Annotated in this window: 20 protein-coding genes; 11 read left to right on the top strand and 9 right to left on the bottom strand. The window is 42.4% G+C overall.

What is annotated here, in order from left to right; translation table 11 throughout:
• Positions 1-205: 205 nt before the first annotated feature.
• Positions 206-787: a phycobilisome protein gene (locus RM368_RS33360; RefSeq protein ID WP_322698027.1), complete on the bottom strand. Its 582-nt coding sequence runs from the start codon at positions 785-787 to the stop codon at positions 206-208.
• A gap of 126 nt (positions 788-913) precedes the next feature.
• On the opposite strand from RM368_RS33360, the gene RM368_RS33355 reads away from it, so the two are divergent.
• On the top strand, positions 914-1,576 hold the full coding sequence (locus tag RM368_RS33355; RefSeq protein ID WP_322698026.1) for a HEAT repeat domain-containing protein: 663 nt from the start codon (positions 914-916) through the stop codon (positions 1,574-1,576).
• A gap of 330 nt (positions 1,577-1,906) precedes the next feature.
• The gene (locus tag RM368_RS33350) at positions 1,907-2,107 is read left to right on the top strand and encodes a hypothetical protein (protein ID WP_322698025.1); all 201 of its coding nucleotides are present in this window, start codon (positions 1,907-1,909) and stop codon (positions 2,105-2,107) included.
• A gap of 221 nt (positions 2,108-2,328) precedes the next feature.
• Here RM368_RS33350 and RM368_RS33345 read toward each other — a convergent pair whose 3' ends face one another.
• Positions 2,329-3,153, bottom strand: a complete 825-nt coding sequence (locus RM368_RS33345) for a pentapeptide repeat-containing protein (protein WP_322698024.1) — start codon at positions 3,151-3,153, stop codon at positions 2,329-2,331.
• Positions 3,154-3,267: 114 nt separating this feature from the next.
• Here RM368_RS33345 and RM368_RS33340 point away from each other — a divergent pair, with 114 nt between their 5' ends.
• The 4 genes from RM368_RS33340 (at position 3,268) to RM368_RS33325 (ending at position 7,549) form a co-directional block, all read left to right on the top strand.
• Complete coding sequence (locus RM368_RS33340; protein ID WP_322698023.1) at positions 3,268-3,846, top strand: phycobiliprotein lyase; 579 nt, start codon at positions 3,268-3,270, stop codon at positions 3,844-3,846.
• Positions 3,847-4,151: 305 nt separating this feature from the next.
• A complete protein-coding gene (locus RM368_RS33335) occupies positions 4,152-4,886 on the top strand; it encodes a 15,16-dihydrobiliverdin:ferredoxin oxidoreductase (protein ID WP_322698022.1) in 735 nt (244 codons plus the stop codon).
• Positions 4,887-4,891: 5 nt separating this feature from the next.
• Positions 4,892-5,638 carry a phycoerythrobilin:ferredoxin oxidoreductase gene (locus tag RM368_RS33330; protein WP_322698028.1) on the top strand — a complete coding sequence of 249 codons (747 nt, stop codon included), beginning with the start codon at positions 4,892-4,894 and terminating at the stop codon, positions 5,636-5,638.
• 684 nt (positions 5,639-6,322) lie between these two features.
• The gene (locus tag RM368_RS33325; RefSeq protein ID WP_322698021.1) at positions 6,323-7,549 is read left to right on the top strand and encodes a M20 family metallopeptidase; all 1,227 of its coding nucleotides are present in this window, start codon (positions 6,323-6,325) and stop codon (positions 7,547-7,549) included.
• 95 nt (positions 7,550-7,644) lie between these two features.
• Here RM368_RS33325 and RM368_RS33320 read toward each other — a convergent pair whose 3' ends face one another.
• Both RM368_RS33320 and RM368_RS33315 read right to left on the bottom strand, forming a co-directional pair.
• Positions 7,645-9,195, bottom strand: a complete 1,551-nt coding sequence (locus tag RM368_RS33320) for a HAMP domain-containing sensor histidine kinase (protein ID WP_322698020.1) — start codon at positions 9,193-9,195, stop codon at positions 7,645-7,647.
• Positions 9,196-9,393: 198 nt separating this feature from the next.
• The gene (locus tag RM368_RS33315) at positions 9,394-11,106 is read right to left on the bottom strand and encodes an ATP-binding protein (RefSeq protein WP_322698019.1); all 1,713 of its coding nucleotides are present in this window, start codon (positions 11,104-11,106) and stop codon (positions 9,394-9,396) included.
• Between the two features lie 316 nt (positions 11,107-11,422).
• On the opposite strand from RM368_RS33315, the gene RM368_RS33310 reads away from it, so the two are divergent.
• The 3 genes from RM368_RS33310 to RM368_RS33300 all read left to right on the top strand — a co-directional run bounded on the left by RM368_RS33310 (position 11,423) and on the right by RM368_RS33300 (position 15,572).
• Complete coding sequence (locus RM368_RS33310; protein ID WP_322698018.1) at positions 11,423-12,241, top strand: SDR family oxidoreductase; 819 nt, start codon at positions 11,423-11,425, stop codon at positions 12,239-12,241.
• A gap of 485 nt (positions 12,242-12,726) precedes the next feature.
• Positions 12,727-14,655, top strand: coding sequence for a molecular chaperone DnaK (gene dnaK / locus RM368_RS33305; RefSeq protein WP_322698017.1), 1,929 nt, complete (start codon positions 12,727-12,729; stop codon positions 14,653-14,655).
• Between the two features lie 215 nt (positions 14,656-14,870).
• A complete protein-coding gene (locus tag RM368_RS33300) occupies positions 14,871-15,572 on the top strand; it encodes an acetoacetate decarboxylase family protein (protein WP_322698016.1) in 702 nt (233 codons plus the stop codon).
• Positions 15,573-15,808: 236 nt separating this feature from the next.
• On the opposite strand, the gene RM368_RS33295 is transcribed toward RM368_RS33300, so the two are convergent.
• Positions 15,809-17,689, bottom strand: coding sequence for an ABC transporter ATP-binding protein (locus RM368_RS33295; RefSeq protein WP_322698015.1), 1,881 nt, complete (start codon positions 17,687-17,689; stop codon positions 15,809-15,811).
• A 642-nt stretch (positions 17,690-18,331) separates the two neighbouring features.
• Here RM368_RS33295 and RM368_RS33290 point away from each other — a divergent pair.
• Both RM368_RS33290 and RM368_RS33285 read left to right on the top strand, forming a co-directional pair.
• The gene (locus RM368_RS33290) at positions 18,332-19,354 is read left to right on the top strand and encodes a tetratricopeptide repeat protein (RefSeq protein WP_322698014.1); all 1,023 of its coding nucleotides are present in this window, start codon (positions 18,332-18,334) and stop codon (positions 19,352-19,354) included.
• A 333-nt stretch (positions 19,355-19,687) separates the two neighbouring features.
• A complete protein-coding gene (locus tag RM368_RS33285) occupies positions 19,688-20,701 on the top strand; it encodes an NAD(P)-dependent alcohol dehydrogenase (RefSeq protein WP_322698013.1) in 1,014 nt (337 codons plus the stop codon).
• Between the two features lie 176 nt (positions 20,702-20,877).
• Here the strand turns inward: RM368_RS33285 and RM368_RS33280 are convergent, their stop codons facing one another.
• From RM368_RS33280 to RM368_RS33265, 4 genes are all read right to left on the bottom strand, one after another.
• Positions 20,878-21,063, bottom strand: coding sequence for a hypothetical protein (locus tag RM368_RS33280; RefSeq protein WP_322698012.1), 186 nt, complete (start codon positions 21,061-21,063; stop codon positions 20,878-20,880).
• Positions 21,064-21,310: 247 nt separating this feature from the next.
• The gene (locus RM368_RS33275) at positions 21,311-21,982 is read right to left on the bottom strand and encodes a glutathione S-transferase family protein (protein ID WP_322698011.1); all 672 of its coding nucleotides are present in this window, start codon (positions 21,980-21,982) and stop codon (positions 21,311-21,313) included.
• Between the two features lie 155 nt (positions 21,983-22,137).
• Positions 22,138-23,265, bottom strand: a complete 1,128-nt coding sequence (locus RM368_RS33270) for an aryl-sulfate sulfotransferase (protein ID WP_322698010.1) — start codon at positions 23,263-23,265, stop codon at positions 22,138-22,140.
• Positions 23,266-23,500: 235 nt separating this feature from the next.
• Complete coding sequence (locus tag RM368_RS33265; RefSeq protein ID WP_322698009.1) at positions 23,501-24,538, bottom strand: NADP(H)-dependent aldo-keto reductase; 1,038 nt, start codon at positions 24,536-24,538, stop codon at positions 23,501-23,503.
• Positions 24,539-24,969 lie beyond the last annotated feature (431 nt).

Raw genomic sequence — 24,969 nt, 5'->3', positions numbered from 1 at the left:
TAAAATGATTATCATTACTGGTAGTGGAATAGTTTATTTTCTGGAAGTCCCTTAATTGTGCTGAGTTACTTAAGTTTATCTCAATCACTGGGCATGAATAAATTCAACTATCTTACGCAAGATATAATTAAGTAATATTGTCTGTTAGTCAAGGCTGAAGCTCTGACTACAAACCTTTGATTATTCATGCCCACTTACACTTAACTTATCGAATTTGGAAAGTAGCCAATTGGCTGATTAAATGGTCAAAATAGGGAGCAAGAATTTGCTGCCGATCGCCTTGGCAGCGTTTCAAACTAGCAGCCTTGATGCTTTTTAAGCCTAAAATCATTGCATCCAAGGGAACTTGTAATTCCTGATAGAGCAAATTCATATAATGCAGTCCTGTGGGATTTGTATATTCAGTGTGTCCACCTGCTATGCCATAAGTAATGCAGCGAAGAAAATGCCAAAAATCTCGCCAGCAAGCTTGGGCGCGTTCAGGTGGATAAAGACCGCCTCCAGGCTGGATAATTTCGGGATAAGTTGCTAAAACTTGTTCTCTAGATTCATCAACGATTTCGGCAGCGCGATCGCGTAACAATTGAGCAACAGGAATCAACTCAGAATTATCGGGTGACAAAGTTTTAATCTGCGATAAATCTTCGTCACTTAGGTAGCGAAAAGCATCATCCGCAGCTTTAAATATAGCGATCGCTGCTTTTGGATGGGACTGTTCCCACTCAGCAAAGCTGACAATTCTAGCTTTAGCGATTAATTCTTTAACGGTTTCGCTTAATTGAGTCATTGATTTAGGGGATAGGGTATGGGGCATGGGGCATGGGGCATTGGGCATTGGGCACTTGTACTTCGACTACGCTCAGTACAAGTGCCCAATGCCCTAAAATAAAGAATAGCTGTACCAAATGCACTTATGGAAATCCATAAAATCCAAGCAGAACTAAAGAACCCAGATTTTCAGTATCGTCTGAAGGCGATCGCTGCCCTCAATGATTATGAATCAGAAGTTGCAGTTCCTCTCTTAACAAGTAAACTTCATGACTCAGAATTTTTAGTGCGTTCTTTTGTGGCTAGGGGTTTGGGTAATCAACAATCAGCGGAATCTTTTGCAGCTTTGATGCAAATTATGAAATTTGATGATACTCCCAACGTGCGGGCTGAGGCGGCAAATTCGTTATCGCTATTTGGCAGAGTCGCAGTTTCTCATCTAGTTTTGGCATATTATCAGGATGACCACTGGCTAGTTAGACGGAGCATTTTGGCTGCGATCGCTGAAATGGATTGCCCTGAAGAACTATTTGATATATGCGTTCAGGGTTTAAAAGATGAAGATTTCACAGTTCAGGAATCTTCTGTTGATGCACTGGGCTTACTGGCTCATTCTAGTCAACATACTGCGGCATTATCCCAAATACTAACGTTGGTAAATGATGAATCTTGGCGGATGCGCGTGCGAGTTAGCTATGCTCTGAAACGATTTGATGAACCGGAAGCCAAAGCAGCTCTGAACCAACTCAGACAGGATGAAGATCACCGAGTTGTCGGCGCTGCTTTAGAAGACCTGTTGCCACAATAGCGGTGTGGGTTTGTTCAGAATAATAAAAAGGAGTCAGGAGTCAGAATTCAGAATTCAGAATAATCTACCCATACATGGATAAAGTTTTAATAAGAAATAAATTTTAAACTTTTGTTTCGTCCATAAGGAGCTAGGTTTTAAAGCAATATTCATTTAGTGGTCGCACAGAATTTATGCTGAATTCTGACTTCTGAGTTCTGAATTCTTTTTTATAAAACTTATCAGCTAAACGGTAAATATTTTACTTTACCTTAAATTTGACCAAAATATCCGGTTAATCTGCCAAAATCTGGAATAAAAGATCAACTTTTTCGAGATGAGGAGGCATTTGTGACTGATATACAAACTGGTCAAATGACTTGGCGACTACCAGGTTCCTCAGAAATTGCCTTACATTTGCGGCATAATGCTTCGGAATCTTGGCGATCGTATAAAGAATTTCCCCAATATGTTCTACCCGATCCGCCTGGTTTTTCCGAAGGATACGCGACATTTTTGGCACTCCTGAAAAAGAACTGGCAATTATTATGAAAAGTGCTGAGTTAAAAGTGATGAGTGCTTATAAATTACTTTTTAAGGGACTTCCAAAAAATAAATTATCCCATTTCACGTTCATCAAAACGACTTTCTTTCCCCCTGCTCCCCTGCCCTCAAAGCGTTCGCGTAGCGTCCCGCAGGGATGGAATATTTTTTAATTGGAAGTCCCTAATTCCTACTCACCACTCAGCACTCGTTACTCAGCACTGTATTGGTCAAGCACTCAAACTTTCACGAGTTGTTTTGCGGGTATAGGCATTCCAAACATCGAGTTCTGAATGTGGACGACTGGAAAGCATGGCTTTAGTTGCTTGTGTGAGTCCTTGAGCAAGAGTAAAATCTGCCCCAGCAATACTTTGAAGATGCTCCATCTCTGCATCACTGAGATCGGTTGCTCGCAGGTCTGTATCCCGCAAATCGGCTCCTATCAATCGAGCATTTCGTAAGCAAGCCCCTGTCAAATAAGCTTTTGTCAGATCGGCACCACTCAAAGAAGCACCTTGCAAATTGGCTCCTGTCAAGTCAGCGCCACTCAGATAGGCTCCACGCAGATTAGCACCTTGTAAATCTGCATTTCGTAAAGAAGCTGTATTCAGAAAAGCACCATTGAGATTAGCACGCGGCCCTACCGCTCCCGAAGCTTTGTAGTTATATTCTTCTGGCCATTTCGTTTGGGAATCATAACGCGCTACTTGGAGTTTGGCTCCCTCCAAATTTGCACCACTGAGATTTGCTTGTTGGAGATTAGCACGGTTTAAATAAGCTCCCTGCAAATTAGCCCCACTCAAATCGGCTCCTTGCAGATTAGCGCCTCGCAAATCTGCCCCACTCAAATCGAGATTACTTAATACCACCTCACTGAGGTCGGCTCCTAATAGCTTGGCTTTACTCAAGTTAGCTTGTCGAAAATCGACTTCCTTTAGATTAAATTGGTACAAATCTATGGAATCCACAGAGGTTCCGGCTTTCAGGGCTGTTAAGATTTCTGGAGTTGGACTGGGGCGAACGCTTGTAATAAGTTGAATTTCACTATTTGTCATCAGCTGATTAAAATATCACTTTTGGAGTTATTCTACACTTTAGTTAAACCGGGACTTTATCTCATCACTCAGTATTAATAACGCCAAAATTCGATCAAACGAGGTTTCAAACAGATGCATATAATACCGCCTTTGACAATGATCGACTTCTTCCGTAAAAGTGAGGGTACGTGGTTCACGGAACGCGCCGTTCATCATTTTGACTCGGCGGCGGATGAGTCGGGGGAGTCGAATTTGATTATAAAAGTCATGGAAAAGGACGATCCGAAAGTCCAAGAAGTTTGTAAAGCCCAAGGGATAGATCCTAGTAAAGCAACAAGCGGTGCTAGCTTTGCATGGCAGGCTAACCTAGATACCAGGCTACCGAATACCGATAATGCTGCGATTTTGGTTGATGTTCCCGACGAAACGAAGCGTTCTGGAAAACTGATTCGCAACCAAGGCTATGTTGAGAGTATTCCAGTTGTCAGCCGATATCGATTTGCTGATGATGGAGTGCTGACGATTGATACTGACTATGACAACAATCAAGGTCAGGAACGTTGTTGGTTTGTTACGGATGATTTTCGTGTCAGAGTCAGTACGGTACGAATGATGAACGGAATTAACTTGATGACTTATTGTTCCGAGCGTCGCTGTGTTTCCCAAGAAGTCTTGGAGCAAATGATCGATCGCAATCATGCTAGGCGTTAGGGGGATTGGGGACTGGGGACTGGGGGCAGGGGGAGCAGGGGAGGCAGGGGAGGTAGGGGGAGCAGGGGAAAAGGTTAAAGGTTAAAGGGAAAAGGAATAAATTTAATCTTTCCCTTTTTCCCCTTACCCCTTTCCCCATTCCCAATGCCCAATGCTCAATGCCCAATGCCCAATACTTCGACTTCGCTCAGTACAAGTGCCCAATGCCCCACGCCCCATTAAGGAATGTTGCTTTGTTTCTCATAAATGAGACGTGCACGATCGCCATAACTTATTTTCATGCAAGGGTTAATAAATCATGCTCTATGTATAAGCCTTTCCTGGAATTTTTAGAAAAAGAGCTATTTCAGCGGTTTGATTTACAAAGTAGGGTCATTCCCCCTGGTTTGGAATTCAAAGTTAGCGATCGCGGCAGAAACCCAGCAACTATTCGCAGTTGGTGTTACCAATCTCAAGAGTTGCGGAAAATTCGCTATACCTACATTGATGCTGGAGAAAGCGCTCAAATTTTTAACAGCGTAATTTATCCCAGTCACCACTACGATTTACCTCTGTTAGGGATTGATTTTTTATCCTTTGGTAAAGTCAAAAACCTGATTGTGCTTGATTTCCAGCCTTTATTTCAGGATGAAGATTATCAAAAAAAATATATATTTCCGCTAAAATCTCTCCACGATCGATACCCGGATTTGGCACAAAACTTAGAAATGAAGTTTTACGATGCCAACCAGTATTTTTCTAAATATCTATTGTTTGCCAAAACCGACCCGGAAACAGTGGCAACACGAGTCTTTGAAGCTTTTCAGGATTATTTAAACTTGTATTGGCAAATGTTAGCAGATGCCAAACCGCTCCAAGACCCTGAAGATATCCAACGGATTGTCAAAGCCCAAAAAGACTATGACCAATATAGTGCAGACCGCGATCCAGCATCTGGTTTGTTTAGCAGTTACTTTGGTCATGAATGGGCAGAACGCTTTCTCCATGAATTCTTATTTGAAGATGCTGTTCCCCTAGCAGTCGGTGCCGGCAAAAGATGACCGAAGTGACACTTTATCAACCATTTCTCGATTATGCGATCGCCTATATGCGATCGCGTTTGGATTTACAGCCCTATCCTATCCCCACTGGATTTGAGTCCAAGAGTGCTGTTGTGGGCAAGGGAAAGAATCAAGAAGAAGTTGTCACCACTAGTTATGCCTTTCAAACTTCAAAATTGCGGCAAATTCGAGCAGCTCACGTGCAAGGTGGCAATTCGCTGCAAGTGCTGAATTTTGTGATTTTTCCCCGCCTCAACTACGATTTGCCCTTTTTTGGGGCAGATTTGGTGACATTGCCAGGAGGACATCTAATTGCTTTGGATATGCAGCCGCTATTTCGGGACGATTCAGCATATCAGGCGAAATATACTGAACCAATTTTGCCCATTTTCCACACCTACCAGCAACATCTATCCTGGGGAGGAGATTTTCCCGAAGAAGCACAGCCTTTTTTCTCTCCCGCTTTTCTGTGGACTCGTCCCCAAGAAACAGCTGTCGTAGAAACTCAGGTGTTTGCCGCTTTCAAAGACTATTTGAAAGCTTATCTCGATTTCGTAGAGCAGGCAGAACCCATAACAGATTCCCAAAATTTAGTAGCCATTGAACAAGCCCAACTGCGATACCTGCGATATCGGGCTGAAAAAGACCCAGCGCGAGGAATGTTTAAACGCTTCTATGGTGCCGAATGGACTGAAGAGTATATCCACGGATTTTTATTTGACCTGGAGAGAAAATTAACAGCTATTAATTAGAGATTAATTAGAGGTTCTTTGACCTTTGACTTCTGCCTTGAAGTATTAGCAAACTTTAACCCAAGCCTATTGATTAGACATTTGGTGAAATGAAATATGCGTTATTCAGAAGTCTGATAGAGACGTAGCACTGCTACGTCTCTACATTCTTTTTCACCAGATGTCTATTTATATGGTTTAAAAAATTGGTGTAAATATAGATTAAAAAAATTGCTGATTTTTACGCAGCTACATCCGAAATCAGAAAGTAGAGAGTTGTAGTTAGTTGTGAAGATTTACAGAGTTTACAGTTAAAATAATAAAATTTGATTTGTTTGAAGTAGCCCTATATAAGAATCAGATTTAATTTTTGAAAAAGCGACCTCATTGGCAAGGAAAGAGGTAATTAATATTTGCCTATGTCTACCTTAAGAAGTCAATTCATTAATAAAATAAGAATCCTATACCCTGTTTATAAGTTCGAGCTATTGGCTGGCTAATCTTATATTTATCTTGTAAATAGGGAATTGTGGCTAGTAGTTACTTTATACTCATCCAACTCCTAAGAAAGAAGGCAGGAGGCAGAAGGGAAGAGGATTTGACTTGTTTCTTTCGCCCTTCTGGCAACTTCGCCTTTGTTGGAGACTCACGTTAAACTGAGAAAATAATCTAAGTTAGTTGTACTTAAACTAGTTTGTCTTTATAATGGTTTCCACCTTTCCCAATCCCTCTTCTGTTGACCTATCTCGCATCCGACTTCCGATCCGCTCATTGCAACCGCAATTAGTAGAGTGGCGGCGGCGATTGCATCAACAACCAGAGTTGGGTTTTCAAGAAAAACTGACTGCTGAGTTTGTATCACAAAAGCTGCAAGAATGGGGAATTGAGCATCAAACTGGCATTGCCCACACTGGCATTGTTGCCACCATCAAAGGCAACAAACTCACGACTCCCCAAGTTTTAGCGATTCGCGCGGATATGGATGCTTTGCCAATCCAAGAACTCAACGAAGTGCCGTACAAATCGCAGCATGATGGAGTGATGCACGCTTGTGGACATGATGGACATACAGCGATCGCTTTAGGTACAGCTTATTATCTCCAGCAGCATCGTCAAGACTTCTCTGGTGTTGTAAAAATTATCTTTCAGCCAGCAGAAGAATCACCAGGAGGCGCAAAACCAATGATTGAAGCTGGAGTTTTGAAAAACCCAGATGTTGAAGCGATTATTGGTTTGCACTTGTGGAATAATTTGCCTTTAGGAACAGTGGGTGTGCGCGCTGGCGCATTGATGGCAGCTGTAGAATGCTTTAACTGCACAATTTTGGGTAAAGGTGGACACGGCGCACTACCCCATCAAACTGTTGACTCCGTTGTTGTTGCTGCCCAAATCGTCAATGCTTTGCAAACTATTGTCGCTCGGAATGTTAATCCCATTGATTCAGCAGTAGTGACAGTGGGAGAACTTCACGCTGGAACCAAACGTAATGTAATTGCTGATACAGCGAGAATGAGTGCTACTGTCAGGTATTTTAATCCTAGTTTGAAAGACTTTTTTAAACAGCGTGTCGAGCAGATTATTGCTGGAATTTGTCACAGTCATGGTGCAAATTATGATTTAGAATATTGGTCACTTTATCCACCAGTAATTAATGATACTAAAATAGCAGAACTAGTGCGCTCTGTAGCAGAAGAAGTGGTAGAAACTCCTATTGGTATTGTGCCAGAATGTCAAACTATGGCTGCTGAAGATATGTCATTTTTCTTAGAAGAGGTTCCTGGTTGTTATTTCTTTCTGGGTTCTGCTAATCCTACGAAAGACTTAGCATATCCCCATCATCATCCCCGGTTTGATTTTGACGAAACCGCCTTGGCAATGGGTGTAGAAATATTTGTTAGATGCGTGGAAAAGTACTTTGTTTTATGTCATTAGTCATTAGTCATTGGTCATTAGTCCGTTGTAGTCACAAATGACCAAGGACGACCATAACAAAAATTTTCACAATCTCATTTAGGATGGCTATATCTCTAATTCGTGACTATCGGTTTCTGTTTATTGCTAACTTCTAAAGGCAAGAAAATCGTCATCACTTCCCCATAGTGTGGACGCTGGCGCACAATTAGTTTGCCACCGATCGCCTGAAACAAATGCTTGGTTGCAGCGATATTTAAACTAATCGTACCTGTTTCTGGTTGGAACATCAGCAGTTGACCTAGAGCTTTGCGAATTGGTGGTGTTGCAGGTATGGTGGTTTTATTTGAATCTTTGCACCTCAATTGCGGCGATAATTGTAACTTCAGTTGATCTCCTGCGGGGATAACTTGTACTTGAATATGGCTGCCAGCAGGTAAGTTGCGAGTAAAGTTTTCCATCAAACCAGTGAGAACCCGATCCAACATGGTGGGATTACTTACCACTGTTGGTAGTTGCTGGGGTAAAACAACATTCAAAGTTAAATTCCGCCGATGCGCTGCTTGTTCCCAACGGGGAATGCTCTGCTGCAACACTTGATCTAAAGACATCGGCGTGAGTTGAGTTTTTGACGATTTTGCTGAGGCAGTAGTTTCTAGTTCTGCGGCCTTAAACAGCAATTCCATCCGGTCAATTTGCTCTGTACACTCATGATCGATAACTTTTAAGCGATTGATCGCGCTAGCATCTAAGTCTCGCCGCTTCAACAGCAGACGAGTCATGGTGCGAATAGTTGTTAAAGGTGTGCGGACTTCGTGAGCAAAGGCTTGGAGCAATTCTACATCAGGATTTGAGGATTGGACATTGGGCATCACTTCGGCTTTGCTCAAGGCAAGTGGACATTGAGCATTGGGGAAAACTTTTCTTCCCTGCTCCTCGGTCACTGAGCGTAGTCGAAGTGCTGCTCCTCTGCTCCCCTGCTCCCCTGCTTCTTCCACAGTCCCTAGTAAACAGTCTTTAGTTTCTTCTGGTTCTGTTAATTCTTGAAGCAATAACTGACTAAAGTGAATCATCATGCGGTAGTCTGGTGCTACCGGAGAATACTGTTCTACTAATGTGTCCAAGCGCGCGAAAAATTCTGGATTAGCCAGCATTACCCGTGCCCCTAGCGATCGCCAAGCCTGCTGCACTATCTCTGGCTCAAAAGAAAATGAAAAGGTTTTTTTCCCGTCTTTGTGGGTTGTTAAAACTAGTACTAATCTGAATTTATCTGTAAAAACCAAACAAAACTGTTCTGCTCCGAGCGGATCGGCAGGTAGTAAAGGAAGTACCGATTCATTGGGAGCAATATCTTCATTGACAGACACAATTGCACCTGGCATCTGAAATGGCATCAGCGCCAAAGGGTTAAATGGTTTTGCTGTAAAAGTTACTGTTTCTAAACTTTGAGTCAATTTTGGTTGACTAAACAAGGGTGCTGGTGCAGCTAAAACTAGTCCTTGGGTTGTGTCAACTGAAGGGTCTGCTAAAGTATTTAATAGCAAATGTTCTGTCGCTGCGAGGCTGATCCGCCACTGCTGCTCTGCTTTAGCAGGTGAACATTCTGCCACACTTGATTGATTTTGGGCCAAGATTTCGCTCAGGCTTGGCAATATCCATTGGTACACAGGCTTTCACCCCTTAATTCAAGAGCGACTAACAGCGTCTAGGTTAGACATTTCACTACTATCTAAGAGGTTATAGCTATTTGTATACTGATGACAGTGGTAGAACCGAACAATTCAGGGGCAATTACCCTCTAACTGCGATGTCTACAATGGGCTATGCTTACGCACTTAGAGTTTGAAAAACATTAGCACTGACTTTTACCGATAGGCGTGGCGATCGCCGACTGATGAATGTGCTGGTTTCGCTACTCGAATTGGGATTGTAATTACAAACTCTGCACCTTGTCCGGGTGATGAAATACATTCCAAAGATCCACCATGCTTGTCAGTAATTATCTGGTAACTTATTGATAAACCCATACCAGTCCCCCTACCAATTGGTTTCGTGGTGAAAAAAGGATCAAATAAACGCGATTGGATTTCTTCTGGAATTCCTACTCCATTATCAGCAATCCGAATAATTACATTTTCATTTACCTGCTCAGAAGAAATGTTAATCAAGGGATTTGGACAAAGTTCTTGTTGGCAACAATCTTCTAAGGCATCGATCGCATTTGTTAAGATGTTCATAAATACCTGATTCATTTGCCCTGCAAAACACTGGATTTGAGGTATTTCACCATATTCTTTAATCACTTCAATTTCAGGGCGATTATTTTGGGTCTTGAGTCGGTGTTGCAAAATTAACAGAGTACTGTCGATTCCTTCATGGAGATCGACCGTTTTGAACTCAGCTTCATCCAAACGAGAGAAAATTCGGAGACTGAGAACAATTTCTCGGATGCGTTTAGCCCCCATCTTCATTGAGGTTAATATCTTAGGTAAATCTTCTGTTAGGTACTCAATATCTGCTTCTGCGTTAGCATTTTTTATTTCTGGCTCTGGGTTAGGATAATAATTTTGATAAAGCTTAATTAACAGCAGCAATTTTTGAGTGTAATCATCAGTGTGTTGGAGATTGCCATAGATAAAATTAACCGGATTGTTAATTTCATGGGCAACTCCCGCCACTAGTTGACCCAGACTCGACATTTTTTCTGATTGAATTAATTGGATTTGGGTTTTTTTCAGGTTTTTTAAAGCTTGCTGAAGTTCGGCTTCTGTCAGTTGTCGCTCGGTAATTTCGTCTCGTAATTGTTTGTTAGCACTTACTAAATCTTCTCTGGAAGATTGCAGATCGTCTGCCATTTTGTTGAACGAGGTAGCTAACTCGCCAATCTCATCGTGGGAGCGAATATTAACTCTGGTATCCAGTTTTCCTTCAGCCAGATTCATTACAGCTTCCTGGAGTTGTTTAATTGGTTTGGAAATGGTTATGGAAAGGAGATAACCGGCTGTTAAAGCAAATATGCTACATCCCAAACTGATGACCGATGTGACGAGAATATTTTTATGGGCTGTTGCTAAGGCTTCTTGATAAAGCGGTGTATATTCTAAAATTACTGCACCAATCATTTCATTTTTGCTAGTCTTAAAAGCGACAGCAATCAATTTAATCCCATTTGGGTATTCAGGACTAGTTTCAATATATGTTCTTGTTATACCATCTTGAATAGTTTTACCAACTTCATTATTGCGATCGTGGTCTAATCGCGTACCGATATCTTCCGTAACTACATCAGCTAAAATGATTTTATTCCGGTCTACAATCTCCAGATCGCGCTGACGTTGTTTGTGTAGCGATTGAACATGCTCTTGCAAATGGGCTAGCATCCGAGCTTGCGATCGCATTTTGTGCTTTTCATGCTCATGACTGACAAAATATCCCAGTAGTCCAGCAACTTCTTCGGCCTCTTGTTGAGCAAGATACTTAGCTATATTCAATTGTTGATTAGCATTAATTGCACCAATTATTCCTGAAAGAGTAGCCATTCCAAGAACACCCAAAATTAATTTTTGACTAATTTTCATTCCTTGCTCAAAACCTCAAGTACTGACTACTGTGCTAATTCAGTTCTAGGGAATTTGCCCTTTTCCTAAAATTCCCACTTATCAGCCTGAAAGCTACAGAGTAAACAACCATTAGCAAAATATGCGTTAGCGAGTTAGACACTCTTGCGTCGCTCTCAGCGTTGGCGCAGTCTCTCTAAGAGTTGCTATGCCGTTGGCGAACGCGAATAGCGTCTCTGAAAGAGAAGTCTTTACGCTGCGCTATCAAGCGTCACAGGCTCTCGTAGACATCGTATTTTTTAGGTAGATTAGCAATAGACTATCTCAAGGGCACTTTATGACTTCTTTTGATTCAGCTAAGGATTTAGTACTAGTTGTTGGTGCTACAGGTGGAGTCGGGCAATTAGTGGTAGGCAAGTTACTCGAAAAGAATTTAAAAGTTCGCGTTCTGACACGCAATGCTGCAAAAGCTGAAGAGATGTTTAACCAAAAAGTGGAAATTGCCGTTGGTGACATCCGTCAGCCAGCTACACTGCCAGCAGCAATGCCAGGTGTTACCCACATCATAAATTGTACCGGAACCACTGCCTTTCCCTCTGCGCGATGGGAGTTTGACGAAACCCCGAACTTGATTGAATGGGGAATTATTTTCTTTAATCCCAAATCTAGTCAAGCAAAAGCAAAGAATAGTCCGACAAAGATTGATGCTCAAGGTGTCAGCAATCTAGTAACAACAGCCCCCCAGAATTTGAAGCGATTCGTTTTCGTCTCTTCTTGTGGAATTCTCCGTAAAAATCAGTTTCCTTTTAGTATTCTTAATAGTTTTGGCGTGTTGGATGCCAAACAAAAAGGCGAAGAGTCCATTATTAATTCAGGATTACCCTACACCATTATCCGCCCAGGACGCCTTATTGACGGCCCCTATACCTCATACGACCTCAACACTCTCCTTAAAGCAAAAACAGGGGGTAAATACGGTGTGGTCATAGGCACTGGTGATACACTTTCGGGTGATGCCAGCCGGATTGATGTTGCAAACGCTTGTGTAGAATGCCTTTTTCAGCCAAATAGCTCTAGGAAAATTTTTGAAATAGTCAACCAAGGACAAAGACCACCTGTGATTGACTGGGAAACTCTTTTTTCTGGGATTGAGTAACTACTGAGTGCTGTTAGCGTCAGCGGGGCGTTTAGCCCGTGCTGAGTTAGGAGTTATTATTTCTCCTCTGCTCCCCTGCTCCCCTGCCCCCTGCTCCCTGCCTAATCCCCAATCCTTACTGCCTCTATAGTTTATTGCCTCAAAAGACGGCAAACACCACTCGGACGTTACGGTTCACCCTAATTACTGAAAGTATTAATTCTTCTACATTAGACAGAGTGAAGACAAATTAATCCATGAACCAACTAAAAACAAAATTTAGTTAGTTTAACCGTCCCAAGCAAGGTTCGGGAAACCACCCTTCATGGACTGGCTACCACTAAGCTTCAGTATATATATCAGCATAGTCTGGAGTTTTAACCCCAGGAAAGCCAAATCAAAGGTATTCATGCTGAACGGGCTGATTTCTTGACCCTGTTGGTTCAAAATTTAGTGCTTTATATTCTCATTCATTCATTTGTAGTTATACGGAGCCAGCACCTAAAATGGCAAAAGTAGTTGGAATTGACTTAGGAACAACGAACTCCTGCGTGGCAGTGATGGAAGGTGGTAAACCCACAGTAATTGCTAATGCTGAAGGTTTTCGGACAACGCCATCAGTAGTCGCATTTGCGAAAAATGGCGACAACTTGGTTGGCCAAATCGCCAAACGCCAAGCGGTGATGAACCCCGAAAATACGTTTTACTCAGTCAAACGCTTTATCGGTCGCCGCTACGATGAAGTGGGTAACGAAGCTACAGAAGTTTCTTACAAAGTTCTGAGCAGCAACGGCAATGTCAAATTAGATTGTCCAATTGCTGGTAAACCGTTTGCTCCTGAAGAAATTTCTGCAAAAGTTCTTCGCAAATTAGTTGAAGATGCCAGCAAATACTTGGGTGAAACTGTAACCCAAGCTGTAATCACTGTTCCTGCATACTTCAACGACTCTCAGCGGCAAGCAACAAAAGACGCTGGTAAAATTGCCGGGATTGAAGTTCTGCGGATTATCAACGAGCCTACCGCTGCTTCTCTGGCTTATGGATTTGACAAGAAGAGTAACGAAACCATCCTAGTATTTGACCTTGGTGGTGGTACTTTCGACGTATCCGTGCTGGAAGTAGGAGACGGAGTTTTTGAAGTACTAGCTACATCTGGTGATACCCACCTTGGTGGTGACGACTTTGACAAAAAAATAGTTGATTTCTTAGCTGAGAAGTTCAAGAAAGCCGAAGGTATTGACCTGCGGAAAGACAAGCAAGCTTTACAACGTCTAACGGAAGCCGCAGAAAAAGCCAAAATTGAGCTTTCTAGTGTTAGCCAAGCCGAAATTAACCTACCATTTATCACCGCTACCCAGGATGGGCCCAAGCACCTGGATACAACCCTGACTCGCGCTCAGTTTGAAGAACTTTGTTCTGACTTAATCGACCGTTGCCGTATTCCTGTGGAAAACGCCCTCCGGGATGCCAAGTTAAACAAAGGCGATATTGATGAAGTGGTGTTAGTTGGTGGTTCTACGCGGATTCCCGCAGTCCAACAGATTGTGAAGCAGGTATTGGGTAAAGACCCCAACCAAAGCGTGAACCCTGATGAAGTTGTAGCAGTTGGTGCAGCCATTCAAGCTGGAGTACTGGCTGGTGATGTAACTGGCATCTTGCTGTTAGACGTGACACCCCTATCTTTGGGTGTGGAAACATTGGGCGGCGTGATGACAAAAATTATCCCCCGCAACACTACAATTCCCACCAAGAAATCGGAAGTCTTCTCCACTGCTGTGGATGGACAAACCAACGTAGAAATTCACGTACTCCAAGGTGAACGCGAATTTTCTAACGATAACAAGAGTTTGGGAACCTTCCGCCTTGATGGTATTCCTCCAGCACCACGTGGCGTTCCTCAAATTGAAGTGGTCTTCGATATTGACGCTAACGGTATCCTTAACGTCACCGCAAAAGACAAAGGTACTGGTAAAGAACAGTCCATCAGCATAACTGGCGCTTCCACCCTGGATAAATCTGATGTTGACCGCATGGTAAGAGAAGCTGAACAAAATGCTTCATCTGACAAAGAACGCCGTGAAAAGATTGAACGCAAGAACCAAGCCGACTCCTTGGCATACCAAGCTGAAAAGCAGTTACAAGAATTGGGCGATAAAGTTCCCGATGCTGACAAGACTAAAGTCGAAGGTTTGGTGAAAGAATTGCGGGAAGCAGTTGCTAAAGAAGACGATGAGCAAATCAAAAAGCTCACCCCAGAATTGCAACAAGCGTTATTCGCTGTTGGTAGCAACATCTATCAACAAGCTGGTGCTAGTGCTAGTGCTGGTGCGGGTGCGGGTGCTACATCTGGTGGTGAACCTCAAGATAGTAGCAGTTCCTCTAGTTCTAGTAACGGCGACGATGTGATTGACGCTGATTTTACAGAGAGCAAATAATTCCTCTACTTTCTTTTGAGAAGATTGTTTTGTTCGACCTCATATTACCCATTCAGGCAAATGCCTGGGTGGGGATTTTTTTTAAGCAGTTAGAGGTTAGAAGTTAGGAGTTAGGAGTTTGAAGTTTAGAGTTAGAGTAGAACTAATATTAGTAACTCTCGATCTTAATTCTTAACTTTATTCCTAACTCCTCACTCTCAATTCCTAACTCCCTTATGCCATATCCACAAGCACCTTGGATACTCCAAGGTTATGCCATCCAAACTCTGCATTTGGTAAATATTGACCAAGTGCGTCCTTTAATTCCCTTAGAGTTAGAAATTATTTCTGTATGGCCTGGTAAAACCCTCGGTAGCGTCTATTTATCTAATTACGGGTCAGGCTCAGTACTGGAGTATAGTGAGTTAATTGTTGTCCCAGCTTTAGTTAATTACCAGAGGAAAATCGGCGCTTGGGTTTCCCACATTTATGTAGATAATGCTGATTCGGTGGCTGGCGGTCGAGAAATTTGGGGACTACCAAAGGAACTAGCTAAGTTTACCTGGGAACAAGGAAAGTATGTTACTGTGCATCAGGAAAACCGGAAGCTGTGTAGTCTTAAGTATAATCAACAAAGTTTGGCATGGAGGCAGTGGTTAAGTGCCTCTGCTTTCAGCGTCAAGGGTAGTGATTTGCTGATATTTCCTGCTGAAGTTGAGTCTGTGTTGGGTTTGATTGGTTCTAAGTTAGAAATCCCCGCCGAAAGTTCTTTTTCTGAAATCGGTTTAGGTCAGCCTTGGTTAACTGTGCGGTGTGAGCAGATGAGTTTGCGGGTTGATGCGCCAAAAGTGGTAGGTCAGATGGGTATGAATACTTCTCGGTTAGGCATTTTTAGTTCGGAATCGGGTTTTGGGAAAAGGGAAAAGGGTAAGGGTTAAAGGTTTTTTCTTTCCCTTTTCTCTTAGCTTTTTACACTTAACCGAAATGGATTATTGATAAATTTAGTAATGGTAACGACCTATTGATACCAATTCAATTAATGATTGCAATACATCCTTGGTTGAAGACGCGATGAATCGCGTCTCTACAAATGGTCTATTTGCCGCATTCTTTTTTCAAATTGGTATTATTTTGTGCGATCGCTGTTTCCCCTTCAGATTATTCTGAAAATATCCTAACTTCCTAACATCTGCAAGTTATGTAAAGTGGCATAAAGCCCTCCTTGTTGGAGTAGTTGCTCGTGACTTCCCTGTTCGATTAATTCGCCACGCTTGAGAACAAAAATCCGGTCTACATTGCGAATCGTAGACAAGCGGTGAGCGATAATAATCGCAGTACGTCTATGCAAAAGCTGGTTTAATGCCTCTTGAACTGAAGCTTCTGTACCAACATCCAAACTAGCGGTAGCCTCATCTAGTACCAAAATTTGGGGATTGCGAATGGCAGCCCGCGCAAAGGCTAAAAGTTGCTTTTGACCACTAGAAATATTTGTGCCCCGTTCTCGAAGTTGAGTATCATAACCTTGAGGTAATTCTTCTATAAACTGGGCAATGTTGGTTTCTTCGGCTGCTTGTTGAATCTGCTCAATGGTGTAGCCATCTCCTAAAGAGATGTTGCTTTTAACATCGCCTGCAAACAAAAAACCTTCTTGTAAAATTACTGCCATGTAACGCCGCAGTTCTGCTTGGGGTACTTCCCGAATATCTACCCCATCTATGAGAATGCGTCCTTGGGTGGGTTCGTAAAGGCGGCACAAAAGACGGATAATCGAAGTTTTACCCGCACCTGTAGGGCCAACTAATGCCACTTTATCACCAGGATGAATGGTAAAATCTAAGTCTTTAATTACGTAATCATCATTTTTATAAGCAAACCAGACATGCTCGAAGCGAATCTCTCCCAGTTCTGGCGGCGAAGTGAGGTCTGGGGATTCTAGATTAGCTACGATCTCATCTATGTAGCCAAATTTCGCATCAAATATTGAGAAGCGGACATTGGCGCGATCGCGAATTTCTATCGGTTCATCTAATATATCGCCTACGCGTTCAATGGCAGTAAAACCAGCTTGAATTACTGTAAATTTTTCCGCAAAAGCCCTTAAAGGGTCAAATAATCGCTGGGCATACAATACAAATGTCGATAAAGTCCCGAAAGTCAAGTTTTTTCCCAACAGCAACCACCCGCCCACGCACAAAACACTTGCGATCGCAATCAGTCCAATCCATTCTAAGGTTGCTGAAACAAATGAATCATAAAAGATGGTTTTATCCATTTGCTGAATGTAGTTGCTGTTTGTCGCCCGAAACAATTCGGCATTAAATTTTTCTCTACGGAACAACTGCACCACATTAATCCCAAGCACATTTTCTTGTAGCTGTGAATTCATGATCGAAAGTTCTTCTCGCCCTTTGTAATTGGCTTTGCGGTACTGTCTTTGAATGTAAACAATTACCCAGCTAGTTGGTAACAGCATCAATACTAGCAAGCAAGAAAGTTGCCACTGGATGGAAAACATTAAACCCAAAGTCACCAGCATTAAAAACAAATCGGATACAATGCCAACTGCTCCAGTCGAAAAGACATCGCCTAACACTTCCACATCGCTGGTGATTCTGGTAATTAATTTACCTACGGGTGTGCGGTCAAAAAAGCGCACTGCTAAAGATGTTACATGCTGAAATAAGTCTTGGCGAATTGCGGCGGTGATTTGTTGCCCTAGCTTTTGGACTATATAACCTTGAAAACCTGTCAACAGCAATTGGATGGCGATCGCAATTACCAATAATCCCTCTAGGATATTCAGTCCTTGCGAGAAGGGACGATTCCGGAAAAGTTCGTAAGTACTGGGTTCATTACGAATCAGAGAGATTACTTGCCCAATCAAGAAAGGTTGTAGGGCATTAGCTAGTGCGAGCGGTACGAGTAGGCACATCGACAGCGCCAGTAGCCGTCCGTTACGACGGGCATAAGGCACCAAACGCAAAAATAACCGCCAGTCATTTTCACGCCGACGATCTGGTGTATAAGATTTTTTCAGAGATTGGTAGATGCTCATAGTAAGAGCATTATATTAATGTTTGGAAAAAAACACGCTTGTTTAAAGTAGCGTTTATTTTTCTACTCTGATACCATGCCTGAGATAGAAACTGCAAGACTACTACTAAAACCCAATATTCCTCAAGATTTGGATGATTCCCTTTACATAGGGTAATTGTGCCTGAGATAGAAACTGTGCGCTTGCAACTAAGGCATTTATCTCTAGACAACATTGATTACCTATTTCGCCTCTACAACGATGCAGAAGTTATGAGGTATTTGTTAAGAGAACAAACCCAAAGCTTTTAGATATTGTCTCGTTGCCTTGTTCCCCTGCTCAGACTGGGAATGCTGTTCTAGAGGCAAAGCCTCCCGAACTCGCAGCAGCAGCCCAATTGAAGTGCATTTCCAGCCCAAAGCCTGGAAACGAGATTTGACAAAGCTTTTAGCTGAAGTTGACACCAATGACTGCTATGCGCTCCTACAGTATTTGTATTAATTGCTTCATAAATATTCCTGTCAGTATGAAAAAATAGCATACTTATCTGTTTACGTCTTATATCTAAAGATAGAAGATTGGGGTTAAAATTTGGGAAACCTAAGAGGGGTTCATTCCCAAGAGATGTTCTACCTACTTATCGCAGAATGCAACTGAGGTCAGATGACGCAACCTTTAAATCAAGTCAAAGAATGGGAACAACGTCGTGACGAAGCAAACCGCTACTACCAACGGGGGAAATTTCAAGAGTCTCTCGATCTTGCAACCAAAAATTTACACTTGGCTAGAGCAATTCCAGACCGAGCCAGAGAAGGTTATACATTAAACGACCTCGGTTTAGCTCACCTCAGTTGCTGGCAACCTCAAAGAGCATTAGAGCGTTTTCATCAGGCGCTTTCGGTTGCTATTGAAATTGGCAACACGCCAGCACAAGCAACTGCACTTAGCAATCTGGGTTCTACCTACAGCCGTCTTGGACGCTTTTCGCAAGCGTTGGAATATTTTGACAAAGCACTGCCAATCTTTAGGCGATCGCAAGATACTCAAAGTGAAGTTTCTACTCTTAATGATGTCGCACTAATTTATACTCGCTTAGGAGAACCGAAACGCGCACTGTTGCTACAACACCAAATTTTGAGGATGCGGCGATTGTTAGGTGACTTTTCTGGTGAAGCAACAACGCTCAATGGTATTGGATTTGCCTACAATGTCTTAGGCAAGTTTGAGCAAGCGCTAGAATTTTTTCAAGCAGCACTGCCAATTCAACGAGCCGTGAAAAATTTGCTTGGAGAAGCAACCACCTTGAACAATATTGCTTCTGTCTATCATGATTTAGGAAAACCCAAACAAGCACTATTGCTCTATTATCAAGTTCTTTTGACACGTAGAGCAATTAGCGATCGCGCAGGTGAAGCAACAACCCTTCACAACATTGGTTTTACCTACAGCACCCTGGCAGAGCATCGCCAAGCAATGAAGTTCTACAAGCAAGCCATTGTGATTTATCAAGAACTGGGCGATAATCTTGGAGAAATTTCAACTTTGCTGAATATGGGAAGCGTTTACGCCACCACAAAACGCAAAAAAATGGCGCGATCGTGCTATCAAAATGCCCAAGAGTTAGCAGAGCAAATTGAATATCAGCCACTTCTAGAAAAAGTACAGCAGTTCATAGATTCTCTGTAGCCTCTAGTTCCCCTTCTCCCGTATTGGGAGAAAGTGTACACACAAGTCCTTCTGACCTTCTCTAACTCCCCCGATGCATTGGAGGAGAACCGGATATTTCCCCCCAATGCATCGGGGGGATTAAGGGGGGTAAATTCAGGATTGGGGCTTCATTACCAAGATGTGTGTACACCGTAGCCCATATTGGGAGAAGGGGTTAGAGAATGAGGGCAACCCTACTAGTGAAATTAAATATGCGTTATGCAGAACCCTTGTAGAGACGTAGCACTTGCTACGTCTCTAGATTCTTTTTTACCCTAGCTACAATACCAAAGTTGTAGCTAGAGGACATCTATGAAAGCTTACGAAATTCAAAGCAACGCCGGGATTGATGGTTTGGCATTAGTCGATCGCTCTCAACCAAAACCCGCAGCTGGACAAGTTCTGATTCAAGTCAAAGCAACATCCTTAAATTACCGCGATTTGCTGGTGATTGAAGGAGCTTACAGTTCTGGACAGAAATATCCGTTAATTCCTATGTCTGACGGTGCGGGAGAAGTTGTGGCGGTGGGAGAAGGTGTGACACGGGTGAAAATAGGCGATCGCGTCGCTGGTATTTTCTTCCAAGACTGGATTTATGGCTCTTTAACCAAAGAGAAAATGAAATCCGATCTCGGAGGCGGTATTGATGGAATGCTAGCTGAGTATGTTGTATTACACCAAGATGGTTTAGTAATATTACCCGATCGCTTATCCTACATTGAAGGCGCAACTTTACCCTGTGCAGCAGTCACAGCTTGGCACGCACTTGTAACAAAAGGTAATATTGGTGCAGGTGATAGTGTTTTATTACTCGGTACTGGAGGAGTTTCAATTTTTGCTCTCCAGTTTGCCAAGATACATGGTGCTAGAGTGATTATTACTTCTAGCAGTGATGAAAAGTTGGCACGAGCCAAACAGCTTGGTGCTGACGAGACAATCAACTACAAAACAACACCAGATTGGGAAAAGCAAGTTTATCAATTAACTAATCGCATAGGTGTAGATCGTGTAGTTGAGGTAGGCGGTGCAGGTACTCTACCAAAATCGTTACAAGCAGTCCGCATTGGAGGACGGATTAGTTTGATTGGCGTATTGTCAGGTAGAGGAAATGAGATTGACCCCATGCCAATACTTTTTAAGAGTTTAACAGTTCAGGGAATTTATGTTGGCAGTCGGGAAATGTTTGAGGCGATGAATCAGGCGATGCAACAGCATCAAATCAAACCAATTATCGATCGAGTTTTTCCCTTCACTGAAGCGCGGGAAGCTTATTATTACCTCAAAAGTGCGGCTCACTTCGGTAAAGTCGTAATTAATAATTCGTAATTCGTAATGACGCTCCTGCGGACGCTCGAGTACTCGCTACCGCAACGCTTTCGCTAACGTAATTCGTAATTTTAAAAAGTTTAATTCTATGTTTCAAGTGGGGTTTAATTCCCACTTGAAATATAGTTATAAATTGAGGTGAGTTCAACAGACCTCTCCCTCCCAGCCTCCCTCTCCTAAAAGGCTACGGTGTACACAAGTATCTTGACCTGCACCTTTGTTGCATTGACGTGCACCTTTGTTGCATCGACGTGCACCTTTGTTGCATCGACGTGCATCTTTGTTGCATCGACCTGCATCTTTGTTGCATCGACCTGCACCTTTGTTGCATCGACCTGCATCTTTGTTGCATCGACCTGCAAAAATTAACCTACCCTAATGTTAGGTAGTAACTCTAAAAAACTTTATGTGTACACAGTAACTCCTAAAAGGCGAACGCGTTGCGTCTGGGTAAGGAGAGGGAGGAGTAACGAGAAAAGAAAAGTTTTTGCTCCCCTCTCCTCTCTTCTCTTTCAGAGACGCTAACGCGAACGAGACGCTGCGCGAATGTAGGAGAGGGGCTGGGGGAGAGGTCAAAATAGCACTCGTCGAACTCACGTTGAATTACGTTTAAACAGCAGCGAGAGTAGGCGCAGCGAATTTAGCATATCGCTCGATGTAGAATTCTTTAGAGTGAGCGATCGCTTTCACCGATTCACGCTCTTTCAAAGCACGTTTCCATTGGCGTAGACGGGTAAATTGCTCTGGTATTCCAAAGCCGCGATACTGCTTCAGTGCAGCCCAGCGCTCAAACCAAGGAAAATAGGTAAAATCTACCAAACTAATAGATTCACCAAACCAGTAAGGGCCTTCTTTAGAAAGCTTTGCTAAACCTTCGTTTTCAATGAATTCCAGATGTTTAGATAGTTCCTGTTTCGCTTCTTCTTGTTTGTCGGGATCTGAACTCCGCAGCAGGGTAGAAAAAGCGGGAACGAATCTGGTATTAGCAAAATCGATCCAAATGCGAGCTTGTGCCCTATCAATGGGGTTACTGGGTAACAGTGGTGGATTAGGAAATACCTCATCAAGATATTCGTTAATTACTGCTGACTCCCAAACTCGGTTATCGCCGTGAGTTAGTGCAGGCACTTTTCCATAAGGGGAAACTTTGCTAAATCCTTCAGGCTTATTCTGCAAATCAATCTCAATCAAATCGAAGTCAATGCCCTTCTCTTGGAGTACCAAGCGGGTACGGTGAGCATAAGGACAAACAACTGCACTGTATACTTTGATTTCAGCCATGTTTAAGTTCCTTGGTAAATAGGACTTGTTAATCGCCATTGAGAATTGAATTTTCATCCAAAATCCCAAATCTTAAATGGGAATGGGGCATTAGAAGTGGGGTATTATTTATTATTCTTCTCCTGCCTCCCCTGCCTCCCCTGCCCCCCTGCCCCCTAAACCCAGGGCACTTCTTCAGGTGCATAACGGAAGGCGCGGAAGACTGTATTTTGCTCTCCACGAGTTACGGGCGATTTTTCACCTGGAATATTCCGAGATGCAAAATAGGGATTGATGTATTCCCAAACAATTTCTCCTGCGACTGTCACCTCGAATATCCGGCCGTAAGCACCTTCTGTAATCAAGGTATTGCTATTGGCTAAACGTTGCGCCCCTGATATGTATGCACTGAAGAAATTTTGGGGCGGGTTGTCGGTGTATTCCCAAACTATCTCTTTAGTTTGACGGTTCACCTCAATCACACGGGAAAAATTGAGAGCAATGTTACGGCGATGTGCGCCATTGTCGAAAATCAAGATATTACCGTTAGCTAATTCGTTCGGGAAGTGCTGCTGTGCTAGCACGTCATCGCCTAGTGTCCAGATGATTTCTCCGGTTTTGCGATCGATAATCACAACTGTGGAGATATTACGAAAGCTTACTATAATGCTGCCATCGGCGAGTTCACCTACAGTATTTCCATGAGTCCATTCATGTCGATGATCTTGGGGTGTAATCGTAAATATATCTGGATCGAGGTGTTCGTGGGCGTGCCAAGTCCAAACGATTTCACCTGCTGGAGTCACCTCATAAAGCACATCCGCATAGATATCACCATTTGGTTCTGTACCTGGTACGCCACCTTTGATCCGAGGAACCAAAGACTGAGGTATCTTTTCAATGGCGAGTAGAATTGTATTGCCATTGGCAAGTCTGCGCCCATCATGATGATGATCTGGATGCTTATATTCCCAAATAATATTTCCTTTGGGATCTGCTTCTAAAACAACACCACTTTTGAATGCAGCCCATAAAGCAAAACGTAGTGGTTCTTCTGGTGGAGTCTTACCATTATAAAAAAGGTTGCCATTGGGCAAAAGATAACCGTATAAGCCTGGTGGATAAGGCAGATTCCACTGGTGTACTACTTCTCCTTCCAAGTTCAGAAGGTAGACTTCACCTTGACCTGTCAGAGGTGTGAAAAGTGTGTATCCTTTAAATACTTTTTCGGGATTGTAAGCTCTTAAACCAGTTCCCCGACGACGAATAGTATTCTGGTCAATTAATGTTGCTGTAAAAGTCATATTTTACCGACTAAATATCTAGTTTTGAATCTAAAAATTGAGAGAGAGTGCATCGCGCATCTTTACTTCTACTCTGAGAATGAGAGGCAGATGAGAATGAGAGCCTCTGGCTCTAGGAAGGCATTACCAAGCTAGAGCCTGGTAACGAGGCAAACTATCTAAAATTTTTGAATTTTGAATTTTGAATTTTGAATACTTCGACTGCGCTCAGTACAAGTTTTGAATTTTAAATTATTTATGGTGCTGGGTTTGGCGACTGAGTATGAACTATATCCAACTCTTCCAAAATGTCTTTGTTGAGTACTACATTCACACTTTCTAAATTCTCTTTAAGTTGTTCGAGTGTTGTTGCACCAATAATTGTGCTAGGCACAAACCAACGACTCCGCACAAATGCTAAGGCTAGATGCGCTGGACTTAGTTGATGGCGTTTGGCAATTTCTACATAGGCTGCTACGGCTTGACTAACTTTTGGTTTGAGATAGCGCTGACCAAAATTTTCAAACAAAGTGACTCTTGATTTCTCTGGTTTGCCATTTAAATATTTGCCAGTCAAGAAGCCAAATGCTAAAGGACTATAAGCTAATAACCCAATTTCTTCGTAATAAACTGCTTCTGCTAAGGCTCCATCAAATACTCGATTTAGCAAGTTGTAAGCATTTTGAATAGAAACAATTTTGGGCAATCCTAATTGTTTAGCAGCGTTACTAAATTGGGCAACTCCCCAAGGGGTTTCGTTACTCAAACCGATATAGCGAATTTTTCCAGCCTTAATTACATCGTCAAAAACTGCTAGTTGTTCAGCAATGGGAACCGTTTCTCCCACTTGAGTCGGATCGAACACTGTTTGTCCAAATCGTGGCACGTAGCGATCTGGCCAGTGGATCTGATACAAATCGATATAGTCTGTTTGTAATCTTTTTAAACTATCATCTACAGCTTGTTTGATATTATCACGGTCAATTGCTTCGGCTCCACCACGTAACCATTTAAAGCCTCGACCAGGCCCAGCAATCTTAGTAGCTATAAGAACTCGATCTCTTTGTTGACGCTTTAACCATTCCCCAATGTAAGTTTCAGTTAATCCATAAGTTTCGCCACTTGGTGGGACAGGGTACATCTCAGCCGCATCAATAAAGTTGACTCCTTGAGCAATAGCATAATCTAGCTGCTCGTGGGCTTCTTCAATGGTGTTTTGCTTTCCATAAGTCATAGTGCCCAGACAAATTTCGGAAACTTTTAAGTCACTTTTGCCAAGTTGGTTATACTTCATATTTCTGCGTTGTTATTCACTCGATTGAACAGTGATATTTTTGTTGGATATTTTGTATTTTGTCAAGGACATTATTAGCTTTTAAGTAAATTAGCTTCAAACAATACTGGATTTGACACTAAGACAATATAAATTTTTCAGAGAATATCAAGTCTATACTCCTTTAAATCGATATTTAAAGTGTAGTTAATGCATATAGCTGTTTATTATTGCATAGATGAACCAGATAAGTAAGTTAGTTTTGGGTAATCAAAATTTTAAATATGTAGTAGAAAATACTTGCTTTTATTGGGTATTTGTGAAATAGACTGTTTTGGGCTGAGTATATAGTACAGCAAATCGGTAGATTTTTCGTAGTATATCAAAAATCTTAAGATTATTCTAGGGCGTGTCATCAATTAGGTAAACTGGAATCAGAACTGCTGAAAAAG

This window comes from Nostoc sp. DedSLP03 (assembly GCF_034530815.1).
Taxonomy (GTDB): domain Bacteria; phylum Cyanobacteriota; class Cyanobacteriia; order Cyanobacteriales; family Nostocaceae; genus Nostoc.
This window is presented reverse-complemented; position numbering and strand designations above follow the sequence as displayed.

Coding starts and splice junctions, on each gene's coding strand:
- RM368_RS33360 (WP_322698027.1), bottom strand. CDS start 787: ATGACTCAATTAAGCGAAACCGTTAAAGAATTAATCGCTAAAGCTAGA.
- RM368_RS33355 (WP_322698026.1), top strand. CDS start 914: ATGGAAATCCATAAAATCCAAGCAGAACTAAAGAACCCAGATTTTCAG.
- RM368_RS33345 (WP_322698024.1), bottom strand. CDS start 3,153: ATGACAAATAGTGAAATTCAACTTATTACAAGCGTTCGCCCCAGTCCA.
- RM368_RS33340 (WP_322698023.1), top strand. CDS start 3,268: ATGCATATAATACCGCCTTTGACAATGATCGACTTCTTCCGTAAAAGT.
- RM368_RS33335 (WP_322698022.1), top strand. CDS start 4,152: ATGTATAAGCCTTTCCTGGAATTTTTAGAAAAAGAGCTATTTCAGCGG.
- RM368_RS33325 (WP_322698021.1), top strand. CDS start 6,323: ATGGTTTCCACCTTTCCCAATCCCTCTTCTGTTGACCTATCTCGCATC.
- RM368_RS33315 (WP_322698019.1), bottom strand. CDS start 11,106: ATGAAAATTAGTCAAAAATTAATTTTGGGTGTTCTTGGAATGGCTACT.
- RM368_RS33310 (WP_322698018.1), top strand. CDS start 11,423: ATGACTTCTTTTGATTCAGCTAAGGATTTAGTACTAGTTGTTGGTGCT.
- dnaK (WP_322698017.1), top strand. CDS start 12,727: ATGGCAAAAGTAGTTGGAATTGACTTAGGAACAACGAACTCCTGCGTG.
- RM368_RS33300 (WP_322698016.1), top strand. CDS start 14,871: ATGCCATATCCACAAGCACCTTGGATACTCCAAGGTTATGCCATCCAA.
- RM368_RS33295 (WP_322698015.1), bottom strand. CDS start 17,689: ATGAGCATCTACCAATCTCTGAAAAAATCTTATACACCAGATCGTCGG.
- RM368_RS33290 (WP_322698014.1), top strand. CDS start 18,332: ATGACGCAACCTTTAAATCAAGTCAAAGAATGGGAACAACGTCGTGAC.
- RM368_RS33285 (WP_322698013.1), top strand. CDS start 19,688: ATGAAAGCTTACGAAATTCAAAGCAACGCCGGGATTGATGGTTTGGCA.
- RM368_RS33275 (WP_322698011.1), bottom strand. CDS start 21,982: ATGGCTGAAATCAAAGTATACAGTGCAGTTGTTTGTCCTTATGCTCAC.
- RM368_RS33270 (WP_322698010.1), bottom strand. CDS start 23,265: ATGACTTTTACAGCAACATTAATTGACCAGAATACTATTCGTCGTCGG.
- RM368_RS33265 (WP_322698009.1), bottom strand. CDS start 24,538: ATGAAGTATAACCAACTTGGCAAAAGTGACTTAAAAGTTTCCGAAATT.